The organism is Mesorhizobium sp. ANAO-SY3R2 (assembly GCF_042466635.1).
GTDB lineage: Bacteria > Pseudomonadota > Alphaproteobacteria > Rhizobiales > Rhizobiaceae > Aminobacter.
Window position 1 is genome coordinate 2896064 of record NZ_CP159955.1, and the last position, 16863, is coordinate 2912926.

The following is a 16863-nucleotide window of genomic DNA, read 5'->3' on the forward strand; positions in this document are numbered from 1 at the left end:
GTCCTACGGTCTCGATGACGCCCGCAGTACCGATCGTTTGTCGATGCCAAGCATGGCCTTTTTGGGGTCAAGCTTCAATCCGTGCCGGCACCACAATCCGACAACCGGCCCGGTTGCGCGGAACAGAGGCGCCTGCGACCGGCTATTCCGGCCTCAAACGACGCGACTGATGCAGAAATCGATAACGTCGATTAGCGCCGCCTTCTGCGGTGTGTTGTCGAGCGGCGCCAGCGCGTCACGGGCGATCTCGCCGAAATGGCTGGCACGGCCGATCGTGTCCGAGATCGCGTTGTGCCTGGTCATCAGGCCGACTGCCTTCTCCAGCGCGGCATCGTCGGTCGCGCCGTCCTCGATGGCGCTTTTCCAGAATGCGCGCTCGGAAGCGCTGCCGCGACGGTAGCTCAGGATCACCGGCAGCGTGACCTTGCCCTCGCGGAAGTCGTCACCGACATTCTTGCCGAGGTCCTTGCTCGACCCGCCATAGTCCAGCGCATCGTCGATGAGCTGGAAGGCCAGGCCGAGGTTCATGCCATATGAACGGAGCGCTGCCTTGTCGTTCTTCGAGGCGCCGGCGATCACCGGCCCGACCTCGGCAGCGGCAGAAAACAGGGCTGCGGTCTTGGCCTTGATGACGGCGAAGTGCTCGTCTTCGGTCGTTTCGAGGTTCTTGGCGGCGGCAAGCTGCATCACCTCGCCCTCGGCGATGATCGACGCCGCTGATGACAGGATGTCGAGCGCCTCGAGCGAACCGACTTCGACCATCATGCGGAATGCCTGCCCAAGCAGGAAATCGCCGACGAGCACGCTCGCCTGGTTGCCCCAGATGGTGCGGGCAGTCTTCTTGCCGCGGCGCAGGTCGCTTTCATCGACGACATCGTCATGCAGCAGCGTTGCCGTATGCATGAACTCGACCGACGTCGCGAGCTTGACGTGGTTCTCGCCCTGGTAGCCGAACATCTGGGCTGCGGCGAGCGTCAGCATCGGCCGCAGGCGCTTGCCGCCCGATGAAATGAGGTGGTTGGCCACCTCGGGGATCATCTCGACATCGGAACCGGCCTTGGACAGGATCAGTTCGTTGACCCTGGCCATGTCGGCCGAGGTCAGGTCGATCAAATCCTTGATCGACGCGGCGTCCCGCTTTCCCTTCTCGATGTTGAGAACGACACCCAAAGCCAACACTCCCAATTGCACAGGCGCGAGGTCGCGCGCGTAGCTTTTAGGCGATTCTAGGGCGGCATGCACACCACCCGCAAGTGGCGAATTGGCGCGGTGCAACAGTCAACGTTTACTTCGCCGCATCAAACTGCGAATTTCGCCAAATGATCGAACTCATCCGCACCAACGACCCCGTCATCATCTCCTTTGTCGAATCGCTGCTGCGCGACTCCGGCATCGGCTGCTTCATAGCCGACCAGAACATGAGCATTCTCGACGGTTCGATCGGAATTTTGCCGCGCCGCATCATGATCGACGAAAGCGACGCCGAGGAAGCGCGGCAACTGCTGGCCGACGCCGGCATCGAGCACGAAATCCCCCAGAAGTGACAGCCGAACCCCAGCACGCCGAACTGCCGGACTTGCCACCGCACACGGTGGATGCCTTCCATCGCGGCGATTTCTGGCTTGTGCAGCCAAAGAAGGGCGGCCACCGTGCCGGCATGGATGCGATGATGCTGGCTGCTGCCGTGCCCACCCCATTCTCGGGGCGGCTGGCCGATTTCGGCGCTGGAGCCGGTGCTGCCGGACTGGCAGTGGCTTCGCGCTGCAGGAACGCGCATGCGCTGTTGGTCGAACTGACGAACGAAATGGCGACATTTGCCGCAGCCACGCTCGCCTACCCCGGCAACGCTGATCTCCGCGGCCGCGCCGCAATCCTGATGGCCGATGTGTCGCTGACCGGCAAGGCACGGGCCAAGGCCGGTCTGGCCGACAGTTCGCTCGATTTCGTCATCATGAACCCGCCGTTCAACCCCGCCCATCATCGGCCGACGCCGGACGCGCTGAAGCGGCAGGCGCATGTCATGGAAGACGGCTTGTTCGAAAGCTGGATCCGCAGTGCGGCCGCCGTGGTCAAGCCGCGGGGCGGTCTTGCCATCATTGCGCGGCCGGAATCGCTGGTGCCTATCCTCAACACGATGGACGGCCGCTTCGGCAATGCCGAGATCGTGCCGGTGCATCCGCGCGCCGATGCCGCCGCCATCCGAGTGATCGTCCGGGCGGTGCGGGCGTCGCGCGCCGCCATGCAGCTCTGCCCGCCTCTGGTCCTGCATGACGATGGCAACGGGTTCTCGCAGCGCGCCGACGACATAAACAACGGCCGCGCCTCGCTTTTCGGCGATTGAACAACACGCAAGCATTGCGGAACGGCCGGGAATACATACATCCCGCTACAGCGCCGCGCGTCCTTTTGGGCGCGCAAAGGACGCAGTAGAACTTTGAATCTGTGCATGATCCTATCCGGCATCGTTTCCGATTTTCGAGGGCATGCACAATCAAGACCGGAGACGCAAAGCCGTGAAAAACCCTTTCCGCCGACTGCTGCCGAAATCGATGCGCTCGGACGGCGTGACGATTCCCGTCATCAGGCTGCAAGGCGCCATCATGTCCGGCGGCAGCCAGTTCCGGCCGGCGCTGTCGCTGGCCTCGACGGCAGGATTGATCGAAAAGGCCTTCGCCGTTCCCGACGCGCCGGCCGTCGCCATCTCAATCAATTCGCCCGGCGGCTCGCCGGTACAGTCGCGGCTGATCTACAAGCGCATCCGCGCGCTCGCGGAAGAGAAGAAGAAAAAGGTTCTGGTCTTCGTCGAGGACGTCGCCGCCTCGGGTGGCTACATGATCGCCATTGCCGGCGACGAGATCATCGCCGACCCCTCCTCCATCGTCGGCTCGATCGGCGTGGTCACGTCCTCTTTCGGCTTCACCGAACTGATCAAGAAGATCGGCGTCGAGCGCCGCGTCTATACCGCCGGCGAGAACAAGGCGACGCTCGACCCGTTCAAGCCGGAAAAGAAGGAAGACGTCGAGCGGCTGAAGAAGCTGCAGCTCGAGGTCCACGAAACCTTCATCGACATGGTCAAGGAGCGTCGCGGCGCCAGGCTCAAGGACGATCCGGACCTATTCACCGGCCTGTTCTGGTCCGGCAAGAAGGGCCTGGAACTCGGTCTCGTCGATTCGCTTGGCGACATGCGCACCGTGCTCAAGGACCGCTACGGCGCAAAGACCGAGCTTCGGCTGATCAGCCAGCCGCGCGGCCTGTTCGGGCGCAAGCTCGGCGTGTTTGGCACCTCGGCTTCTGGCCTTGGGCCCGAGATTGCCTCGGCCGCAGCTTCCGGCCTGATCGATGCGGCGGAAGAACGCGCGATCTGGAGCCGCTTCGGCCTTTGAAAAAGCCAGCGTCGCGGAATATCATCTGCGTCTGGTCCTGTTGGGCCAGATAGCGGGACCCATCCCCGCAGGGAGGAGAAAGTCGAATGCCCCAGCTGATCTTCTTCGCGCTCATCATTGCGGTGGCATATTTCGGCTATCGCTCCTTCATCCGGGAGGCCGAGCGCGTGACCGCCAAGGTGAGGCGCGCCGAGCGCCAGCGCCAAACCGGCACCGACGGCACGCTGGTCAAGGACCCCGAGACTGGCGAATACCGTCTTGAAAAGGACTGACAGCCAGCCCGTGACGTTCAACGCCGTTCCGCTCGCCGAACTCGCCCCGGCCAAGATCAATCTCGCGCTGCACGTCACCGGCCGGCGCGCCGACGGCTATCACCTGCTCGAAAGCCTGGTGGTATTCGCCGAGTTCGGCGACCGCATCGCCGTATCATCAGCCGCAAGGGACAGCTTCTTGGTCGAAGGTCGTTTTGCGCGCGACGTGCCGCTGACCAACGACAATCTCGTGCTGCGCGCCCGCGATATGCTCCGGGCCGCCTATCCCGCCCACCCGACCTCGCCCGTCTCTATCGCGCTGGAAAAAAACCTGCCGGTCGCCTCGGGCATCGGCGGCGGGTCGAGCGACGCTGCCGCGACGCTCCGGGCGCTTGTCCGGCTGTGGCGCATCCCCGTCGACGTCGTTACGCTTGCGCGCCTCGCGCTGCCGCTCGGCGCCGACCTGCCGATGTGCGTCGCCGCCCGGCCGCTGGTCGCGCGCGGCATCGGCGAGCAACTCGAGCCGGTCGAGCGCCTGCCTGCGCTGCCGATCGTTCTGGTCAATCCAGGCGTGCCGGTGGAGACGCCCAGCGTGTTCCGGGCGCTCGCCTCGCGCGATAACCCGCCGCTCGCCCCGCTCAGTGATACAACCGCGGTGCGCGACTGGCTGACGGCTACCCGCAACGACCTCGAGCCGCCGGCGATTTCGATCGAGCCCTTGGTCGGCGACGCGCTCGCCGCGCTGCGGGGCGCTGGCGCATCCTTCGTGCGCATGTCAGGCTCGGGTGCGACCTGCTTCGGCATCTTCGACGATTCTGCCACCGCTGCGCGCGCCGCCGAAGCAATCGCCGGCGAACGGCCGCGGTGGTTCAGTACCGCCACCAGAACTCTGGCCTAGGAGCGAAAATGGCAGCCGAACCCCGCGCCTTCATCCCCGTCGGCATCGCCCTGCTCACCGTCTCCGACAGCCGCACGCTCGCCGACGACAAATCTGGCCAGACGCTCTCCGACCGCATCGCGGAGGCGGGCCATGTGCTGAAGGCCCGCGACATCGTCACCGACGACAAGGACAAGATCCGCGACCGCGTCACCTCATGGTCGCTGGATCCCGACATCGACATCATCATCACCACCGGCGGCACAGGCTTCACCGGCCGCGATGTGACCCCCGAGGCGCTGGAGCCCATCTTCGAAAAGCGCATGGACGGGTTTTCGGCGGTGTTCCACCGCATCTCCTACGACAAGATCGGCACCGCGACGATCCAGTCGCGAGCGACCGGCGGCGTGCTCAACGCCACCTACGTATTCGTGCTGCCGGGCTCGCCCGGCGCATGCCGCGACGCCTGGGACGGCATCCTCAAGGCTCAGCTCGACTACCGCCACATGCCCTGCAATTTCGTGGAGATCATGCCGCGCCTCGACGAGCACTTGAAGCGCGGCGGCACAAAGATCGCCTGAGGTCGCTATCGTCTCGGCGCGACCGCGATCTCGGCATTGAGCGTCTTCATCGCGAGCCCGCGCGCGATGCCTTCGGCATCGGCTCCGTTGCGGGCGAGAACCGTGGCCTGTCGCTTGGTGATGACCAGCCCCTGCTCCAGCGCGCGCGGCCGGCCGAAGATGCGCGCCCAGAGCGGCCGGTTACTCTCCCTGGCCCGCGAAAACCGCGCCGCCATCGTCAGACGGCCTGTGTGGCGCATCGCTTCTTCGGCCCAGCCTTCGCCGAGCCGAGCCCCCGGCTCAAGCAACAACAGCCAGTCGCTCTTCGCCTGCTCGATGCCTGCCTTGATGCCGCCACTGCCAACAAAAGCGCAGCCAGCGTGTTCGGCGACGTAATGGGAGTGATCGGTCGAGCCAAGATCACAGACGACGACCTCGCGCACCACGCCTTCGACGGCACCACCGACCAGCGAGGCCAGCGTCCGGGCCAGCCCCTCCTCGTCATTCCGTGTTTCGATAAGCACACTCAGCATACCTAGCCGCATATCCGAAAGCCGGCCCGCGCACCAGCCGGCCGCTATAAAGTTCTTGCTTTGTTCCGGTCGCGGGAATAGGAATAGTTTCATGCCGGACGAATCGACGGACGGCCATTTTCCCTTCGGGAGACGATGAAATGGAACCCATCGCGCAGGCCGATGTCGCCGCCTTCAAGGGTGGCGGAGCCGGAATGGCCAACGCCATGGTTGAGGAAAGCGGGCTGCGCATCAATCAGGAGCGCAGGCGCGGCCGTGGCGCCGGCGTCAACCCCTCCGGGCGCTTCGAGCCGGTCAGCCGGCATGTCTTCGACGATGGCTGGAGCACGATTGAGGAACAGCCGCCGTTCAAGACCGAAGTTCAGGTCGAGAAGCCGCGCACCATCATCACCCGTAACGACTCGCCCGACATTTCCTTCGACCGCTCGATCAACCCCTATCGCGGCTGCGAGCACGGCTGCATCTACTGCTTCGCCAGGCCGTCGCACAGCTATATGGGCCTGTCCGCCGGTCTCGATTTCGAGGCTAAACTGTTCGCCAAGCCCGATGCCGCCAAGCTGCTCGACCGCGAACTGTCGAAGGACGGCTACCAGCCGCGCACCATCGCGATCGGCACCAACACCGATCCCTACCAGCCGATCGAGAAGACCTGGCGCATCATGCGCGAGGTGCTCGAAGTTCTGGAAGCGCGCAACCATCCTGTCGGCATCGTCACCAAATCGGCGCTGGTTGTCAGGGACATCGACATCCTCTCGCGCATGGCCGAGAAGGGCCTGGCCAAGGTCGCGCTGTCGGTGACCACGCTCGACCGGATGCTTGCCCGCACCATGGAGCCCCGCGCGGCTACGCCGACGAGGCGGCTCGAAGCCATCAGGCAATTGTCCGATGCAGGCATTCCCGTCTCGGTGATGGTCGCCCCGATCATTCCCGGACTGACCGACCAGGAGATCGAACGCATCCTCGATTCGGCCCGCGCGGCGGGTGCCACGGGCGCTGGCTATGTCGTGCTCAGGCTGCCGCTCGAAGTCAGCCCGATCTTCAAGGATTGGCTGCTGCGCCACTATCCCGACAGCTACCGCCACGTGCTGTCGCTGATCCGCTCGATGCGCGACGGCAAGGACTATGATGCCGAGTGGGGCAAGCGCATGCGCGGCAAGGGCCCCTATGCCTGGCAGATCGGCCGGCGTTTCGAGATCGCCGCCAAGCGGCTCGGCCTCAATTCTGAGCGCACACCGCTCAGGACCGACCTGTTCCAGGCCGCGCCCAAGGATCAGCAGCAGTTGATGCTGCTCTGACCGCTCGAGGCACAAGAGATCCCGTCCGGCCTCCCCCGTGGCCAGTCGACGGTGCCTTCCCGGACCGCCGCCCCAATCGGCCGGGAAGGACTTGCGGAGAATCGGAGCCGATGCGAGCATCGCCGAATTATGGCTCGCCCGCGTTCCGATTCTCCCTCCCTTTTCGAAATTCTGGAAAAGCCCGACTTCTCCTTCGAGACGAAGGCGATGACCAACGGTCTCTGGCCCTGCGCGGGCTTGGACGAAGCCGGGCGCGGTCCGCTCGCCGGGCCTGTGGTGGCTGCCGCCGTCGTGCTCGATCCAGCCAACATCCCCAGCGGCCTCGATGATTCCAAGCGCCTGACGGCCGTTCAGCGCGACGCGCTGTTCGACGAGATCCTGGGCAAGGCGCTCGGCGTCGCGGTGGCCTCCGTGTCGGCTGCCAGCATCGACGCCAGCGACATCCGCAAGGCGAGCCTGGAGGCGATGCGCCGCGCGCTTGCCGGCCTGCCGCTCACCGCGAAGTCGGCCTTGGCCGATGGCCGCGACGTTCCGCCCGACCTTGAATGCACTTGCCGCGCTTTGGTCAAGGGCGACCAGCGCTCGCAGTCCATCGCCGCTGCTTCCATTGTCGCCAAGGTCATCCGCGACCGCATAATGACCGTCTGCGGCACCCAGGACGATCGCTACGGCTTCGAGGTCCACATGGGCTACGCCACGGCCCGACACCGGGCGGCCATCACCGAGCATGGCGCGGCGCATCGGCTGCACCGCGTCTCCTTCGCCCCGTTCAGGAACTGAGCATCAGCCAATGGGCAGTGCGTCCTTCGAGACTCGCCTTTCAGGCGAGCACCTCAGGATGAGAGAGGTCGGTGCCATGCGCCACCTGCGGTGCCATGCAGCCGCAACGGCCCTCATCCTGAGGTGCGAGCCCCCACAACCGACCCAATCGAGGTGCGGACAACTGCGGGCGAGCCTCGAAGGACGCACCACCAAACCTTGCCATGCCCACGCACCACAGCGCCCCGCGTCCATTCAGGCCTGCCGCACTTTGAAAGTGCGCACTCGCCAAAACGAAAAAAGCCGCCGGAAATTCCAGCGGCTTTCTCAACTCTTACGGCCTGCTCGACTTAGTTGAGCTTGGCCTTCACTTCCTGCACCGAGCTCTTGAAGAGATCGGAACTGGCCTTGGCATCGACCTTGCTGCCAAGGACGTGGCGTGCGGCCTCGACAGCGAGGTCGACGGCGTTGGCGCGGACCTCGTTGATCGCCTCGCGTTCCGCCTGGCCGATCTTCTGTTCGGCAAGCGCGGTGCGGCGCGCAACATATTCCTCGGTCTTGGCATGCGCTTCCTCGGCAAGAAGGCCAGCTTCGCGCTTGGCGATCTCGACGATCTCGGCTGCTTCCTTTTCCGCTTCCTTGCGCTTGCGCTGATACTCGGCGAGCAGCTGCTGGGCCTCTTCACGAAGCTTGCGTGCGTCCTCGAGTTCGGCGCGGATGCGATCGGCGCGGTCGTCAAGCGACTTCGAAACCATGCCCGGCACCTTCAGGTACAGGACGATTGCGACGAAGATGAAGAGAGCAACTGTGGCCCAGAATGTGGCGTCCATGGCCTCTCTCCTAGTTGCCCGTAGCCTTGACGGCAGCGGCGATGTCGGCCTTGTCGACCTTGCCGGCGCCGAGCGCTTGCACGATCGCCGTGGCAGTGTCCTCCGCAATGGAGCCCACTTCCTTCATGGCGTTGGCCTTGATTGTGGCAATGCGCGCCTCGGCAGTGACGAGCTTCTGCTCGAGACCGGCCTCGACTTCCTTGCGCTTGGATTCAGCTTCGGCCTTGGCAGCGTCGCGAGCTTCCTGACCGATGGTGTTTGCCCTGGCTTTCGCCGCGGCAAGCTCCTGCTCGTAGGCGGCGACTGCCGCGTCGGCTTCCGACTTCATCAGCGCGGCCTGGTCGAGATCCCCCGCGATACGATCGCGGCGAACCTCGAGAGTGCCACCGACGCGCGGCAGAACGACTTTGCTCAGGAACAGATAGAACAGGCCGAAAGTGATCGCGAGCCACAGAATCTGCGACGGATAGGTCGACGAATCGAAAGGCGGGAAAACGCCCTTCTCGCCGTGCTGGGCAGCTGTTTCCGTGTGAGCCGTAGCGGCGGCGGCATTGGTATCAGTGCCTGTTGCCGCGGGCGCGACTTCCTCGGCATAACCCGGTGTGACAAACATCTCTTTCCCCTGTCCAACCCGACCGGCCGCCAGCGGCGACCGGTTCAATCGTCAGCTGGTTCTTATGCGAACAGCAGCAGCAGGGCGATCAGCAGCGAGAAGATGCCCAGAGCTTCCGTCACGGCGAAGCCGAACACCAGGCGGCCGAACTGGCCGTCAGCAGCCGAAGGGTTGCGCAGCGCGCCCGAGAGGTAGCTGCCGAAGATGTTGCCGAGACCGAGAGCGGTTCCGGCCATGCCGAAACAAGCCAGACCGGCGCCGAGATACTTTGCTGCTTCTGCTTCCATTTTCAAACTCCTTGGTGGAACTGTTGCTGTTTCTTTTACGCGGCGGAACGCCCGCCGATTCTGGGTCAGTGTCCGGGATGGACCGCGTCGTTCAGATACATGCAGGTCAGGACCGCAAACACATAGGCTTGCAGGAACGCGACGAGCACTTCCAGGGCCGTGATCGCCACCGTCATGAAGAGCGGCAGGATCGAACCCGCGACGCCAACTGCACCGAGCGCGCTGAGCGAGGTGACGAAGCCGGCGAAGACCTTGAGCGTGATGTGTCCGGCAAGCATGTTGGCGAACAGACGAACCGAGAGGCTGACCGGACGCGACAGGAACGAGATGATCTCGATCACCACGACCAGCGGCACCAGGAGGCCCGGAATGCCACTCGGCACGAAAAGCTTGAGGAAGCCGAAACCGTGCTTGGCGAAGCCGTACACGATGACCGTACCGATCACCAGCAGCGCCAGCGCGAAGGTGACGATGATGTGGCTGGTAACGGTGAAGAAGTAGGGGAACAGACCGAGCAGGTTGGCGACCAGCACGAACATGAACAGCGAGAACACGAGCGGGAAGAAGCGCATGCCTTGCGAGCCCGCCGCATCTCTTAGCATCGAGGCTATGAATTCGTAGGACAGCTCCGCCAGCGACTGCGAGCGGCTCGGCACGAGGCCTCGGCTCGACGTGGTCAGCAGCATGAAGGCGCCAGCGGCGAACACGGTCGCGACCATGAAGGCGGCCGAATTGGTGAAGGAGAAATCGAGGCCGCCGATTTCGATCGGGATCAATTTCGAGATCTGAAACTGATGAATAGGATCGTTGGCCACTTCGGCCCCCCTTCGCCTAAATTGCGCCTTTCGGCACCACTATTTCTTTTCCGGCTCGTCCGGCCGCCCGTCGGGCGACTTGATGCCGGCTTCAGAGATCTGCCCTGCGGAGCGCAGAACGTTGAGTACACCGGCACCAAAGCCAAGCATCAGAAACACGATCAAGCCCCAGGGCGACGTGCCTGCCAGCCGATCGACGAACCAACCGAGACCTACGCCAACAGCAATTCCGGCGATGAACTCGCTGGACAGCTTGATGGCTTGGCCGTAGCCGGTATTGCCATTCGACCCTGTACCCTTTTCCCCTTCGCGACCAGCCTGGCGTCTTGTTGCAAGCGTTGCTTCAAGATCGCGCCGGCGGCGCTCGAGTTCGTCGTCACGGATACCGTTTTCGGCTCGTTTTTCGGGCCGGGAGTCTCCACCTTCGCCTTGCCCTGATGGCTTGGCCATTGCAAACTCCCACCCGGTCCGAGCGTCTCCGTCAGTCCGCTTCAAAGTCGCCGGCAACATAGTTAGAGGGCCCCTGCCCGTCAAGCCACGCGGACACCCTTCGGCCCAAGTATTTTAGGCCGAAAAATCAACAACTTGACTGAGTGCGACATCCTGCCCGCGCCCCAGCGGATCGATCCGTTGCCGAATCCCCCCGCAAACCGGGACCGGCTGGCCGGCAGCGCTGCCTACGGGGAGCCGTCAGCTCCAGCCGCCGCCATAGGTGCGATAGAAGATATGGAGACCGATCTTGGTCATCTTCTTCATGCCACGCGCCCAACCCGGATTGACGTAGTTGGCGTAGTAGTGGGTCGACGAGCCGACCTCGGGCAGGAAGATCTTGCCGGCGGTGACCGCCATGGCGACGTCCTGGGCGACCTTGTAGTGGGAGGGACTGGTGACGCGGTCCTTGATGCCGTCGCAGGCGAAGGAGAACTGGCAGCGGTTGAACCAGCCATCGTTCTGGTAGACGACGCCGCAGATACTGTCGGGATAGGCCGGGTTGCGCACCCGGTTGAGGATGACCTGGGCGACGGCTGCCTGGCCGCGCAGCGGCTCGCCTTGGGCCTCGAAATAGATGCCATTGGCGAGGCAAGCCTGTTCAGCCTTGGAGAACACGCCAGCAGGCAGCGGGTTCTGCAGCCACCAGTGATCGCCCTTGCCCATCGGCGGTATGAATCGGCCCGACGCCTCGTCCTCGTCGCGCAGCAGCGCCTCGAAGGGCGAAGCACGGGCATAGTCGGGTGCTGCGGGCGCATAGGCGGTGGCGAGGATGTCGGGCTTGTCGTTGTTGACCAGCGAAGCCAGCATCGAGGGCACGCCGACACTCTTCTTCTTCGTCTCCTTGGCGTGGAAGGCGCCGGCGATCTGGATTTCCTTGCCCTTGATCTGGGGCTTGGCGAAGGTCTGTTTCAGGCCACCATCGGTGGAGGGGCGCAAAAGCAGCGAACTGGTGCGCTCGAACACCGAGCCGGCGGTGAAATTCCTCGGCGGCGCGACCGGCGAAACCTGAACGACGCGGCCCCTCTTGTCGACGCGCACGACCCTTTCCTCGTCGGGAAGCTTGGACGACACACCACTCTTGCCGCGGAAGGTTACTGTGCCGACGCCGGCAATCTTCACACCGGAGCCGGACATCGGCCCAGTGACGATGGCGTCGACGAAGGGCATTTCAGCCGCATGGACGGAGCCGGCGGCGGCCTTCTCGACATACGAGCCCCAGCGGGCATTCTGGCCCTCGAGGCCGGAAACCAGGCTGGTCATGTCCTGAAAGGCGGTGATGGTTGGAAAGCCGAGCCAGATGCCGAGCCCGACGACGGCGGGGGCCAGGAACGAACGCTTTCCCTCGCGGGCGGCGGCAGCCCGCCGCGTCACAACTCGTCGATGCACGGAAACTCTCCAGGACGCAACACACCGCTACTGGAGAGAAAAATGAAGCACTAACCTTGCTTGCTGCGCGTTATGTACGCAGAGGCAGGCATCGTGCACATGTCTCTCTCCAAAACTCAGCGTTAACCATAGGAGAGCATGGTTAATGCGCATTTAATGGACGAGACGGGAATGCAGTATCCAACCGCGCAGTCGCATTTCACTGCAACGAGCAGAATCTGATCAGTGGCGAGATCGATCAAAGGCCCAGATCTACCGCTGAGCCTTCACCCAGCGGCAATTGGAACCGCGACGATTTGTAGACGTGCCAATCAGCATGGTGGGAGCAACCGGCGGAAATGCGCAGCCGTCATCTTGCGCAGCGTTGGAGCCGGCTGTGGCGATGATCCCGGCTGCAGCCAACGGCCAAAAAAGGGCGAGAGAAAAGCCCAGCGGCCAAGAACTGCCAGTCGAGGCCCGCTAATGGTGAAAAGAGGATCGCGACAGTTGGCGCGACCAAGTTTGAAAGGCGGCGCAGTTCCCTTGGCCTAGAGCCCCGCCGTTAGGCCGATGGTGCCCTTGAAGCCGTAGCCGCCCTCGAAGCTGGTCGAGGCAAGTGCTTCGCCGTGCAGGGCATATTTGCCATCGGCCCATTTGTAGGTGCCACCGAGGCCAAGTTCTCCGCCGAAGCGCTGCGGCTCGAAAGCAAGATCGATGCCTGACACCGCCACCGAAGTGCCGTCGAGGAACTCGTAGGTCAGGTTGACAATGCCATAGACATGGCGACCTGCGTTATCGTTGTCGTAATTGGCGGCAACGCCGAGGCGTCCCTTGAGGCTGTCGCCTTGGTGCAGGGATACGTTGGCGCCGAACGGATCGGTGAAGGCGCCGAAGTCGATCGATGAATAAGCAAGCTGCGCTTGCGGCGTCAGCGACCATTCATTGCCAAGCCCGACCTTCTGGCCGGCTTCCAGGCTGAGCGCATTACCGCCGCCGTGGATATCGTCGCCGAACCGGCCGACCCCTGCAGCGTACAGATCGCTGCGCAGCGTCGCGGCCTGCGCCTGGGCGTCGACATAAAAACCGTTTGCGCCATACCAGGTCAGCGTGGCGCCGATACCACGGCTGACGGTGGTGTTGGAACCGTCGCCGAGGCTCGAATAGATGTCGGCATCCGCCTGCGAGAATTGCGCGGTCACCCCACCCACCAGCGAGCCTGCGGCGCCCGAGGCAAGCTCGGCATCGAAACCGACCTGCACCAGCGCGGTGTTACTGTCATAGGACACTCCGGTGGTGGAGGCACCGGCCTCGGCATGGCCATGGGCGCCTTCGATGCGGGTCCAGATGGCAGTGTCCGACGGAGCGAAATTGCCCGCCCCGGCGTTGCGCACGCGTTGGCCGACACGTTGCTCGAGTGTCGGCAGCGCGACCATGCCGAGCAGCACCTGCGGATAGTTTTCATAGACCGGAACGGTCGGTGCCAGGCCTGCCGCGCGCAGATACCAGTCGCCGTCATCCTGGGTGCCAGTCAGGTCGTTCTGGAACAGATTGTAGCGGTGGGCGCCGCCAATCGCCGGGCCACTGAGAACGAAGGCGCCGGCATCAGAGATGGCGCCCTGCACCTCGACGATCCTGATGCCATCGGCAGTCGTTTCGGCACCGAGCCCGCCGACATTGATGACCCGCACCTGGGTCGGTCCGGTGCCCAGGATGCTGTTGCCGGTGATGACCAGCAGGTCGGTGAGTGAGCTGTCGTCGCCGAGTTCGGCCTCGATCTCGAGCCCGCCGCCATTGCTGGTGTAGTCGCCGCCAATGGTCAGCGTGCCGATCGAATTGCCCGGCGCGATGACACCGCCAAGATGGTTGATGGTGGAGCCAACCTTGCCGGTGCCCTGCAGGCGGCCGCCGCGCACGTCCATGGTGCCGCCGAGGATGCCGTTCACCGACAAGATGCCGGCATTCACCTTGGTCGAGCCTGAATATCCGGAACTGTCGCCGGTCAGCGTCGTCATGCCAGCGCCACTGTGCTCGACCACGCCACCCCCAGAAACGACGCCGCCAAATGAGATGTCGTCCGACCGATAAAACACAAGCGTGCCGTCATTGGCGATGTTGCCCAAGACGCTGCCGGAGGCTCCGCCATTGCCGAGGTACAGGGTGCCGCCGGTGATCGTTGTGCCACCCGAATACGTGTTTGCACCTGTCAGTACCTGGGTTCCACCCGCGAGCGCCAGGCTGCCTACTCCCTCGATGGTGCCGGCAAATATGTCGTCGGCATCAGTCAGCGTCAGGGCCCTTGCGCCAAGCACGACCTCACCCGTGCCAGCGAGCGCACGAATGTTCGTGCTGGCTGCTGCGATGGCGGAAATGTCAAACGTGCCGTCCGCAATGACCCTGGCGGAATCGGCAAGGCTGCCTGCTCCGACGAGGCCCAGTGTGCCTGATCGGATCGTCGTCGCACCTGTATGGCTTGCGACACCTGACAGATTCAGGGCACCGTCTCCGATCTTGGTCAGCCCGCCATTGCCCGAAATGGCACCCGAAAGCACAGTGTTGTTGCCTTGAGTGTCGATCGTCCCGCCGCTGGACGCCAGCGTGATCGAGCGCGACGACGTGAGCGATGATGTGAGCTCGAGCGTGCCGCCATCAAAGGACAAGCCGCCGGATGTTGCGCCAAGATTGTTGTCGGCGGCAATCGAAACGGTGCCACCATTGAGGAATGTTCCGCCCGAATAGGTGTTGGCGTTGGTGAGGTAGGTCGTACCCAAACCCTTGACGACAAGTCCGCCGGTTCCGGTGACGGGATTGTTGAGAATGAAGGAATTGCCCGCATTCACGGCGTTGAGCGTCAGCGTGTAACTCCCCAGATTCAGGAAGCGAGTCCCCGTATGGCCCAACTGCGTGATGCTGCCGGTGGTGCTGTCGATCTGCCATTCCTGATTGCCGCCGATGGCAATCCGCTCTGACAATGTGATCTGCTGGTTGACCCGGCTGTCGACGCCCAGCCCGTCCACGCCGTGGAGGTTGAACGTTCCGGACTGTGTAGCGGGAGACATGGGCTTGAAGCCGGTGCCATCATAGGGAGCCAGAAATACCAACTGGCCAGCATTCTTGGCTCCCCCCCAGACGACCGACTGGCCGGTGCCCGCCCGATCGTAGATCGCCCGGTCGCCGGCACCGGGGGGGATGGTCCCTTCAAAGCCAGCATTACCGGACACTTGCCCCCAAGTCGAATTGCCGGACGAAATGAAGTGGAAATCGGCGGCCGTCGCCGACGGCAAATCCGCCAACAGCGCAGCCGAGAGTGCGAGGGCAGAGACACCGGCCGAGACGGCCCGCGCGGAAAAACAGATGGTCGAAGTCTTGTTGAAGACCGACATGCAAGTACGCCCTGTCGGGAGCCGCACGGCCGCCCGCATCGATGGTCGGATGCGAGCATTCCCAGTCAGGAGACATGGATCAGGTCGCGCAGCATCACTGTCTCAACTTGGTCATGCCCGCCGCAGCCGTATCTTTACATCGAATGCTCTATGTCGAAGCGGCTCAGCGTCTCATTTCTTTGCGCATGGTGTCTCTGTGCCGCTACCTTTCCGTGTCGGTACAAACTGCCACCAGCTGCAATTGCTGGACCGGCGCGACCGCGCACCTTACCCATGGTCATGAGATTCGTTGTGCATCGAGGGGGCAAACGGTGTGGCGAGCCAAAGCTGGCGTTCGATAGTGCGCGGTACCATCAATGTTTCCACCGACCTTGTCGGGGGCCGATCAGCGTACGGACTATTGGCGCAGCGTCACACGCCCGCTGTTCGACACGATGCCAGATGACAGCGGCCTGCATCCGTCGCTCGAAGGTGCGTTTAGCACGCGGATGATCGGCCCTATGATGGTGGGGTACGCCAACTTCAATCCGCAGCGCTACAACAGGGACAGGCGCATCGTCAGCCATAGCGGCCTCGAGGACTTCTATCTCGTACAGCTCTTCACCGAAGGCACATGCCTCGCCGATTGCGAGGGCACGCGCATGTCGATCACCGCCGGCGACGTCTATATCTTCGACATGGGCCGCACATTCACCGCTTCCGTTGGCGCCGGCTCGACCCTGAGCGTCATCCTGCGACGGGAGCAACTGGACAGGGTAGCCGGTGGGCGAAGCCTGCACGGCATACAGTTCAAGGCTGACCAGCCACTGACCCGACTGCTTGCCGACTTCATCATCGGTCTGACCGACGTTGCGCCAGTGCTTGACGAGATCGGCGCACCGGCGCTCGAAGATGCAGCGGTCGCCTTGCTCGCGTCGGCCCTGCAGCGCAGCCCGTCCGACACCGCGCTGCAGGATCCGGCGCTGACACATGTGCTGCGCCGGCGCGTGCTCGACTTCATCGATGCCAATCTGGCCGAGCCGGAGCTCGGCCCCGTTTTGCTGATGCACCGTTTCAGGGTTTCTCGCGCCCACCTCTACCGGATGTTTGCCGCAGATGGCGGGGTTGCCAAGGTGGTTCGCGAAAGGCGGCTCGATGCCTCGTATCGCGTGCTTGTACGCCCCGACGCCTCTTCGCGCTCTATCACCGATATCGCCTACCGGTTCGGCTTTTCAGGCAGCAGCCAGTTCCTCCGGGCATTCCGCGCCCGCTTCGACATGACGCCGAGCGAAGCCCGGCAAGAAGCAGCACAGCCGGCAATGACCGATCAGCGGCTTGCGCAGGTACAGGCGCGCTTTGCCGAATATGCGCAGCAGCTCGGCGTGGTGGATCGGATTGGATGAAGTCGCAACTGCAATGCGAAAAGGGCCCGCGATACGCGAGC

The 16863-nt window shown here is 63.6% G+C and carries 18 protein-coding genes; 9 read left to right on the plus strand and 9 right to left on the minus strand.

Annotated features, from left to right (window positions below; genetic code table 11):
- Nucleotides 1–153: 153 nt before the first annotated feature.
- Nucleotides 154–1170, minus strand: coding sequence for a polyprenyl synthetase family protein (locus tag ABSY17_RS18915; RefSeq protein WP_378943963.1), 1017 nt, complete (start codon nucleotides 1168–1170; stop codon nucleotides 154–156).
- Between the two features lie 149 nt (nucleotides 1171–1319).
- Between ABSY17_RS18915 and ABSY17_RS18920 the strand changes: the two genes are divergently transcribed.
- From ABSY17_RS18920 to moaB, 6 genes are all read left to right on the plus strand, one after another.
- A complete protein-coding gene (locus ABSY17_RS18920) occupies nucleotides 1320–1544 on the plus strand; it encodes a DUF2007 domain-containing protein (protein WP_378943965.1) in 225 nt (74 codons plus the stop codon).
- Nucleotides 1541–2341, plus strand: coding sequence for a tRNA1(Val) (adenine(37)-N6)-methyltransferase (locus ABSY17_RS18925; RefSeq protein ID WP_378943968.1), 801 nt, complete (start codon nucleotides 1541–1543; stop codon nucleotides 2339–2341). Before ABSY17_RS18920 ends, ABSY17_RS18925 begins: the two co-directional genes overlap by 4 nt.
- 142 nt (nucleotides 2342–2483) lie before the next feature.
- Nucleotides 2484–3383 carry a S49 family peptidase gene (locus ABSY17_RS18930; RefSeq protein WP_378943971.1) on the plus strand — a complete coding sequence of 300 codons (900 nt, stop codon included), beginning with the start codon at nucleotides 2484–2486 and terminating at the stop codon, nucleotides 3381–3383.
- 86 nt (nucleotides 3384–3469) lie between these two features.
- On the plus strand, nucleotides 3470–3655 hold the full coding sequence (locus ABSY17_RS18935) for a hypothetical protein (RefSeq protein ID WP_378943973.1): 186 nt from the start codon (nucleotides 3470–3472) through the stop codon (nucleotides 3653–3655).
- Nucleotides 3642–4532: a 4-(cytidine 5'-diphospho)-2-C-methyl-D-erythritol kinase gene (locus tag ABSY17_RS18940; RefSeq protein ID WP_378943976.1), complete on the plus strand. Its 891-nt coding sequence runs from the start codon at nucleotides 3642–3644 to the stop codon at nucleotides 4530–4532. The genes ABSY17_RS18935 and ABSY17_RS18940 overlap by 14 nt, the downstream gene beginning before the upstream one ends.
- Before the next feature lie 8 nt (nucleotides 4533–4540).
- The gene (gene moaB / locus ABSY17_RS18945; protein ID WP_378943979.1) at nucleotides 4541–5092 is read left to right on the plus strand and encodes a molybdenum cofactor biosynthesis protein B; all 552 of its coding nucleotides are present in this window, start codon (nucleotides 4541–4543) and stop codon (nucleotides 5090–5092) included.
- Between the two features lie 5 nt (nucleotides 5093–5097).
- Here moaB and ABSY17_RS18950 read toward each other — a convergent pair whose 3' ends face one another.
- Complete coding sequence (locus tag ABSY17_RS18950; RefSeq protein ID WP_378952866.1) at nucleotides 5098–5604, minus strand: glycosyltransferase family 2 protein; 507 nt, start codon at nucleotides 5602–5604, stop codon at nucleotides 5098–5100.
- 140 nt (nucleotides 5605–5744) lie between these two features.
- Between ABSY17_RS18950 and ABSY17_RS18955 the strand changes: the two genes are divergently transcribed.
- Both ABSY17_RS18955 and ABSY17_RS18960 read left to right on the plus strand, forming a co-directional pair.
- Nucleotides 5745–6899, plus strand: a complete 1155-nt coding sequence (locus tag ABSY17_RS18955; protein WP_378943982.1) for a PA0069 family radical SAM protein — start codon at nucleotides 5745–5747, stop codon at nucleotides 6897–6899.
- A 129-nt stretch (nucleotides 6900–7028) separates the two neighbouring features.
- Nucleotides 7029–7679 carry a ribonuclease HII gene (locus ABSY17_RS18960; protein ID WP_378943985.1) on the plus strand — a complete coding sequence of 217 codons (651 nt, stop codon included), beginning with the start codon at nucleotides 7029–7031 and terminating at the stop codon, nucleotides 7677–7679.
- A gap of 329 nt (nucleotides 7680–8008) precedes the next feature.
- On the opposite strand, the gene ABSY17_RS18965 is transcribed toward ABSY17_RS18960, so the two are convergent.
- From ABSY17_RS18965 to ABSY17_RS18995, 7 genes are all read right to left on the minus strand, one after another.
- The gene (locus tag ABSY17_RS18965) at nucleotides 8009–8488 is read right to left on the minus strand and encodes a F0F1 ATP synthase subunit B (protein WP_378943987.1); all 480 of its coding nucleotides are present in this window, start codon (nucleotides 8486–8488) and stop codon (nucleotides 8009–8011) included.
- 10 nt (nucleotides 8489–8498) lie between these two features.
- Nucleotides 8499–9101 carry a F0F1 ATP synthase subunit B gene (locus ABSY17_RS18970; protein WP_378943990.1) on the minus strand — a complete coding sequence of 201 codons (603 nt, stop codon included), beginning with the start codon at nucleotides 9099–9101 and terminating at the stop codon, nucleotides 8499–8501.
- A gap of 62 nt (nucleotides 9102–9163) precedes the next feature.
- The gene (locus tag ABSY17_RS18975) at nucleotides 9164–9388 is read right to left on the minus strand and encodes a F0F1 ATP synthase subunit C (protein WP_269932084.1); all 225 of its coding nucleotides are present in this window, start codon (nucleotides 9386–9388) and stop codon (nucleotides 9164–9166) included.
- A 65-nt stretch (nucleotides 9389–9453) separates the two neighbouring features.
- On the minus strand, nucleotides 9454–10203 hold the full coding sequence (locus tag ABSY17_RS18980) for a F0F1 ATP synthase subunit A (RefSeq protein WP_378943993.1): 750 nt from the start codon (nucleotides 10201–10203) through the stop codon (nucleotides 9454–9456).
- Between the two features lie 39 nt (nucleotides 10204–10242).
- Entirely contained in the window at nucleotides 10243–10653 is a 411-nt protein-coding gene (locus ABSY17_RS18985) for an AtpZ/AtpI family protein (protein ID WP_378943995.1), read from the minus strand.
- 240 nt (nucleotides 10654–10893) lie between these two features.
- Nucleotides 10894–12081: a cell wall hydrolase gene (locus ABSY17_RS18990; protein ID WP_378943998.1), complete on the minus strand. Its 1188-nt coding sequence runs from the start codon at nucleotides 12079–12081 to the stop codon at nucleotides 10894–10896.
- Nucleotides 12082–12608: 527 nt separating this feature from the next.
- Nucleotides 12609–15440, minus strand: a complete 2832-nt coding sequence (locus ABSY17_RS18995) for an autotransporter outer membrane beta-barrel domain-containing protein (RefSeq protein ID WP_378944000.1) — start codon at nucleotides 15438–15440, stop codon at nucleotides 12609–12611.
- A 356-nt stretch (nucleotides 15441–15796) separates the two neighbouring features.
- On the opposite strand from ABSY17_RS18995, the gene ABSY17_RS19000 reads away from it, so the two are divergent.
- Complete coding sequence (locus ABSY17_RS19000; RefSeq protein ID WP_378944003.1) at nucleotides 15797–16822, plus strand: helix-turn-helix domain-containing protein; 1026 nt, start codon at nucleotides 15797–15799, stop codon at nucleotides 16820–16822.
- Nucleotides 16823–16863: the final 41 nt, after the last annotated feature.

Coding starts and splice junctions, on each gene's coding strand:
- ABSY17_RS18975 (WP_269932084.1), bottom strand. CDS start 9,388: ATGGAAGCAGAAGCAGCAAAGTATCTCGGCGCCGGTCTGGCTTGTTTC.
- ABSY17_RS18920 (WP_378943965.1), top strand. CDS start 1,320: ATGATCGAACTCATCCGCACCAACGACCCCGTCATCATCTCCTTTGTC.
- ABSY17_RS18960 (WP_378943985.1), top strand. CDS start 7,029: ATGGCTCGCCCGCGTTCCGATTCTCCCTCCCTTTTCGAAATTCTGGAA.
- ABSY17_RS18935 (WP_378943973.1), top strand. CDS start 3,470: ATGCCCCAGCTGATCTTCTTCGCGCTCATCATTGCGGTGGCATATTTC.
- ABSY17_RS18930 (WP_378943971.1), top strand. CDS start 2,484: ATGCACAATCAAGACCGGAGACGCAAAGCCGTGAAAAACCCTTTCCGC.
- ABSY17_RS18965 (WP_378943987.1), bottom strand. CDS start 8,488: ATGGACGCCACATTCTGGGCCACAGTTGCTCTCTTCATCTTCGTCGCA.
- ABSY17_RS19000 (WP_378944003.1), top strand. CDS start 15,797: ATGTTTCCACCGACCTTGTCGGGGGCCGATCAGCGTACGGACTATTGG.
- ABSY17_RS18950 (WP_378952866.1), bottom strand. CDS start 5,604: ATGCTGAGTGTGCTTATCGAAACACGGAATGACGAGGAGGGGCTGGCC.
- moaB (WP_378943979.1), top strand. CDS start 4,541: ATGGCAGCCGAACCCCGCGCCTTCATCCCCGTCGGCATCGCCCTGCTC.
- ABSY17_RS18985 (WP_378943995.1), bottom strand. CDS start 10,653: ATGGCCAAGCCATCAGGGCAAGGCGAAGGTGGAGACTCCCGGCCCGAA.
- ABSY17_RS18970 (WP_378943990.1), bottom strand. CDS start 9,101: ATGTTTGTCACACCGGGTTATGCCGAGGAAGTCGCGCCCGCGGCAACA.
- ABSY17_RS18955 (WP_378943982.1), top strand. CDS start 5,745: ATGGAACCCATCGCGCAGGCCGATGTCGCCGCCTTCAAGGGTGGCGGA.
- ABSY17_RS18995 (WP_378944000.1), bottom strand. CDS start 15,440: ATGTCGGTCTTCAACAAGACTTCGACCATCTGTTTTTCCGCGCGGGCC.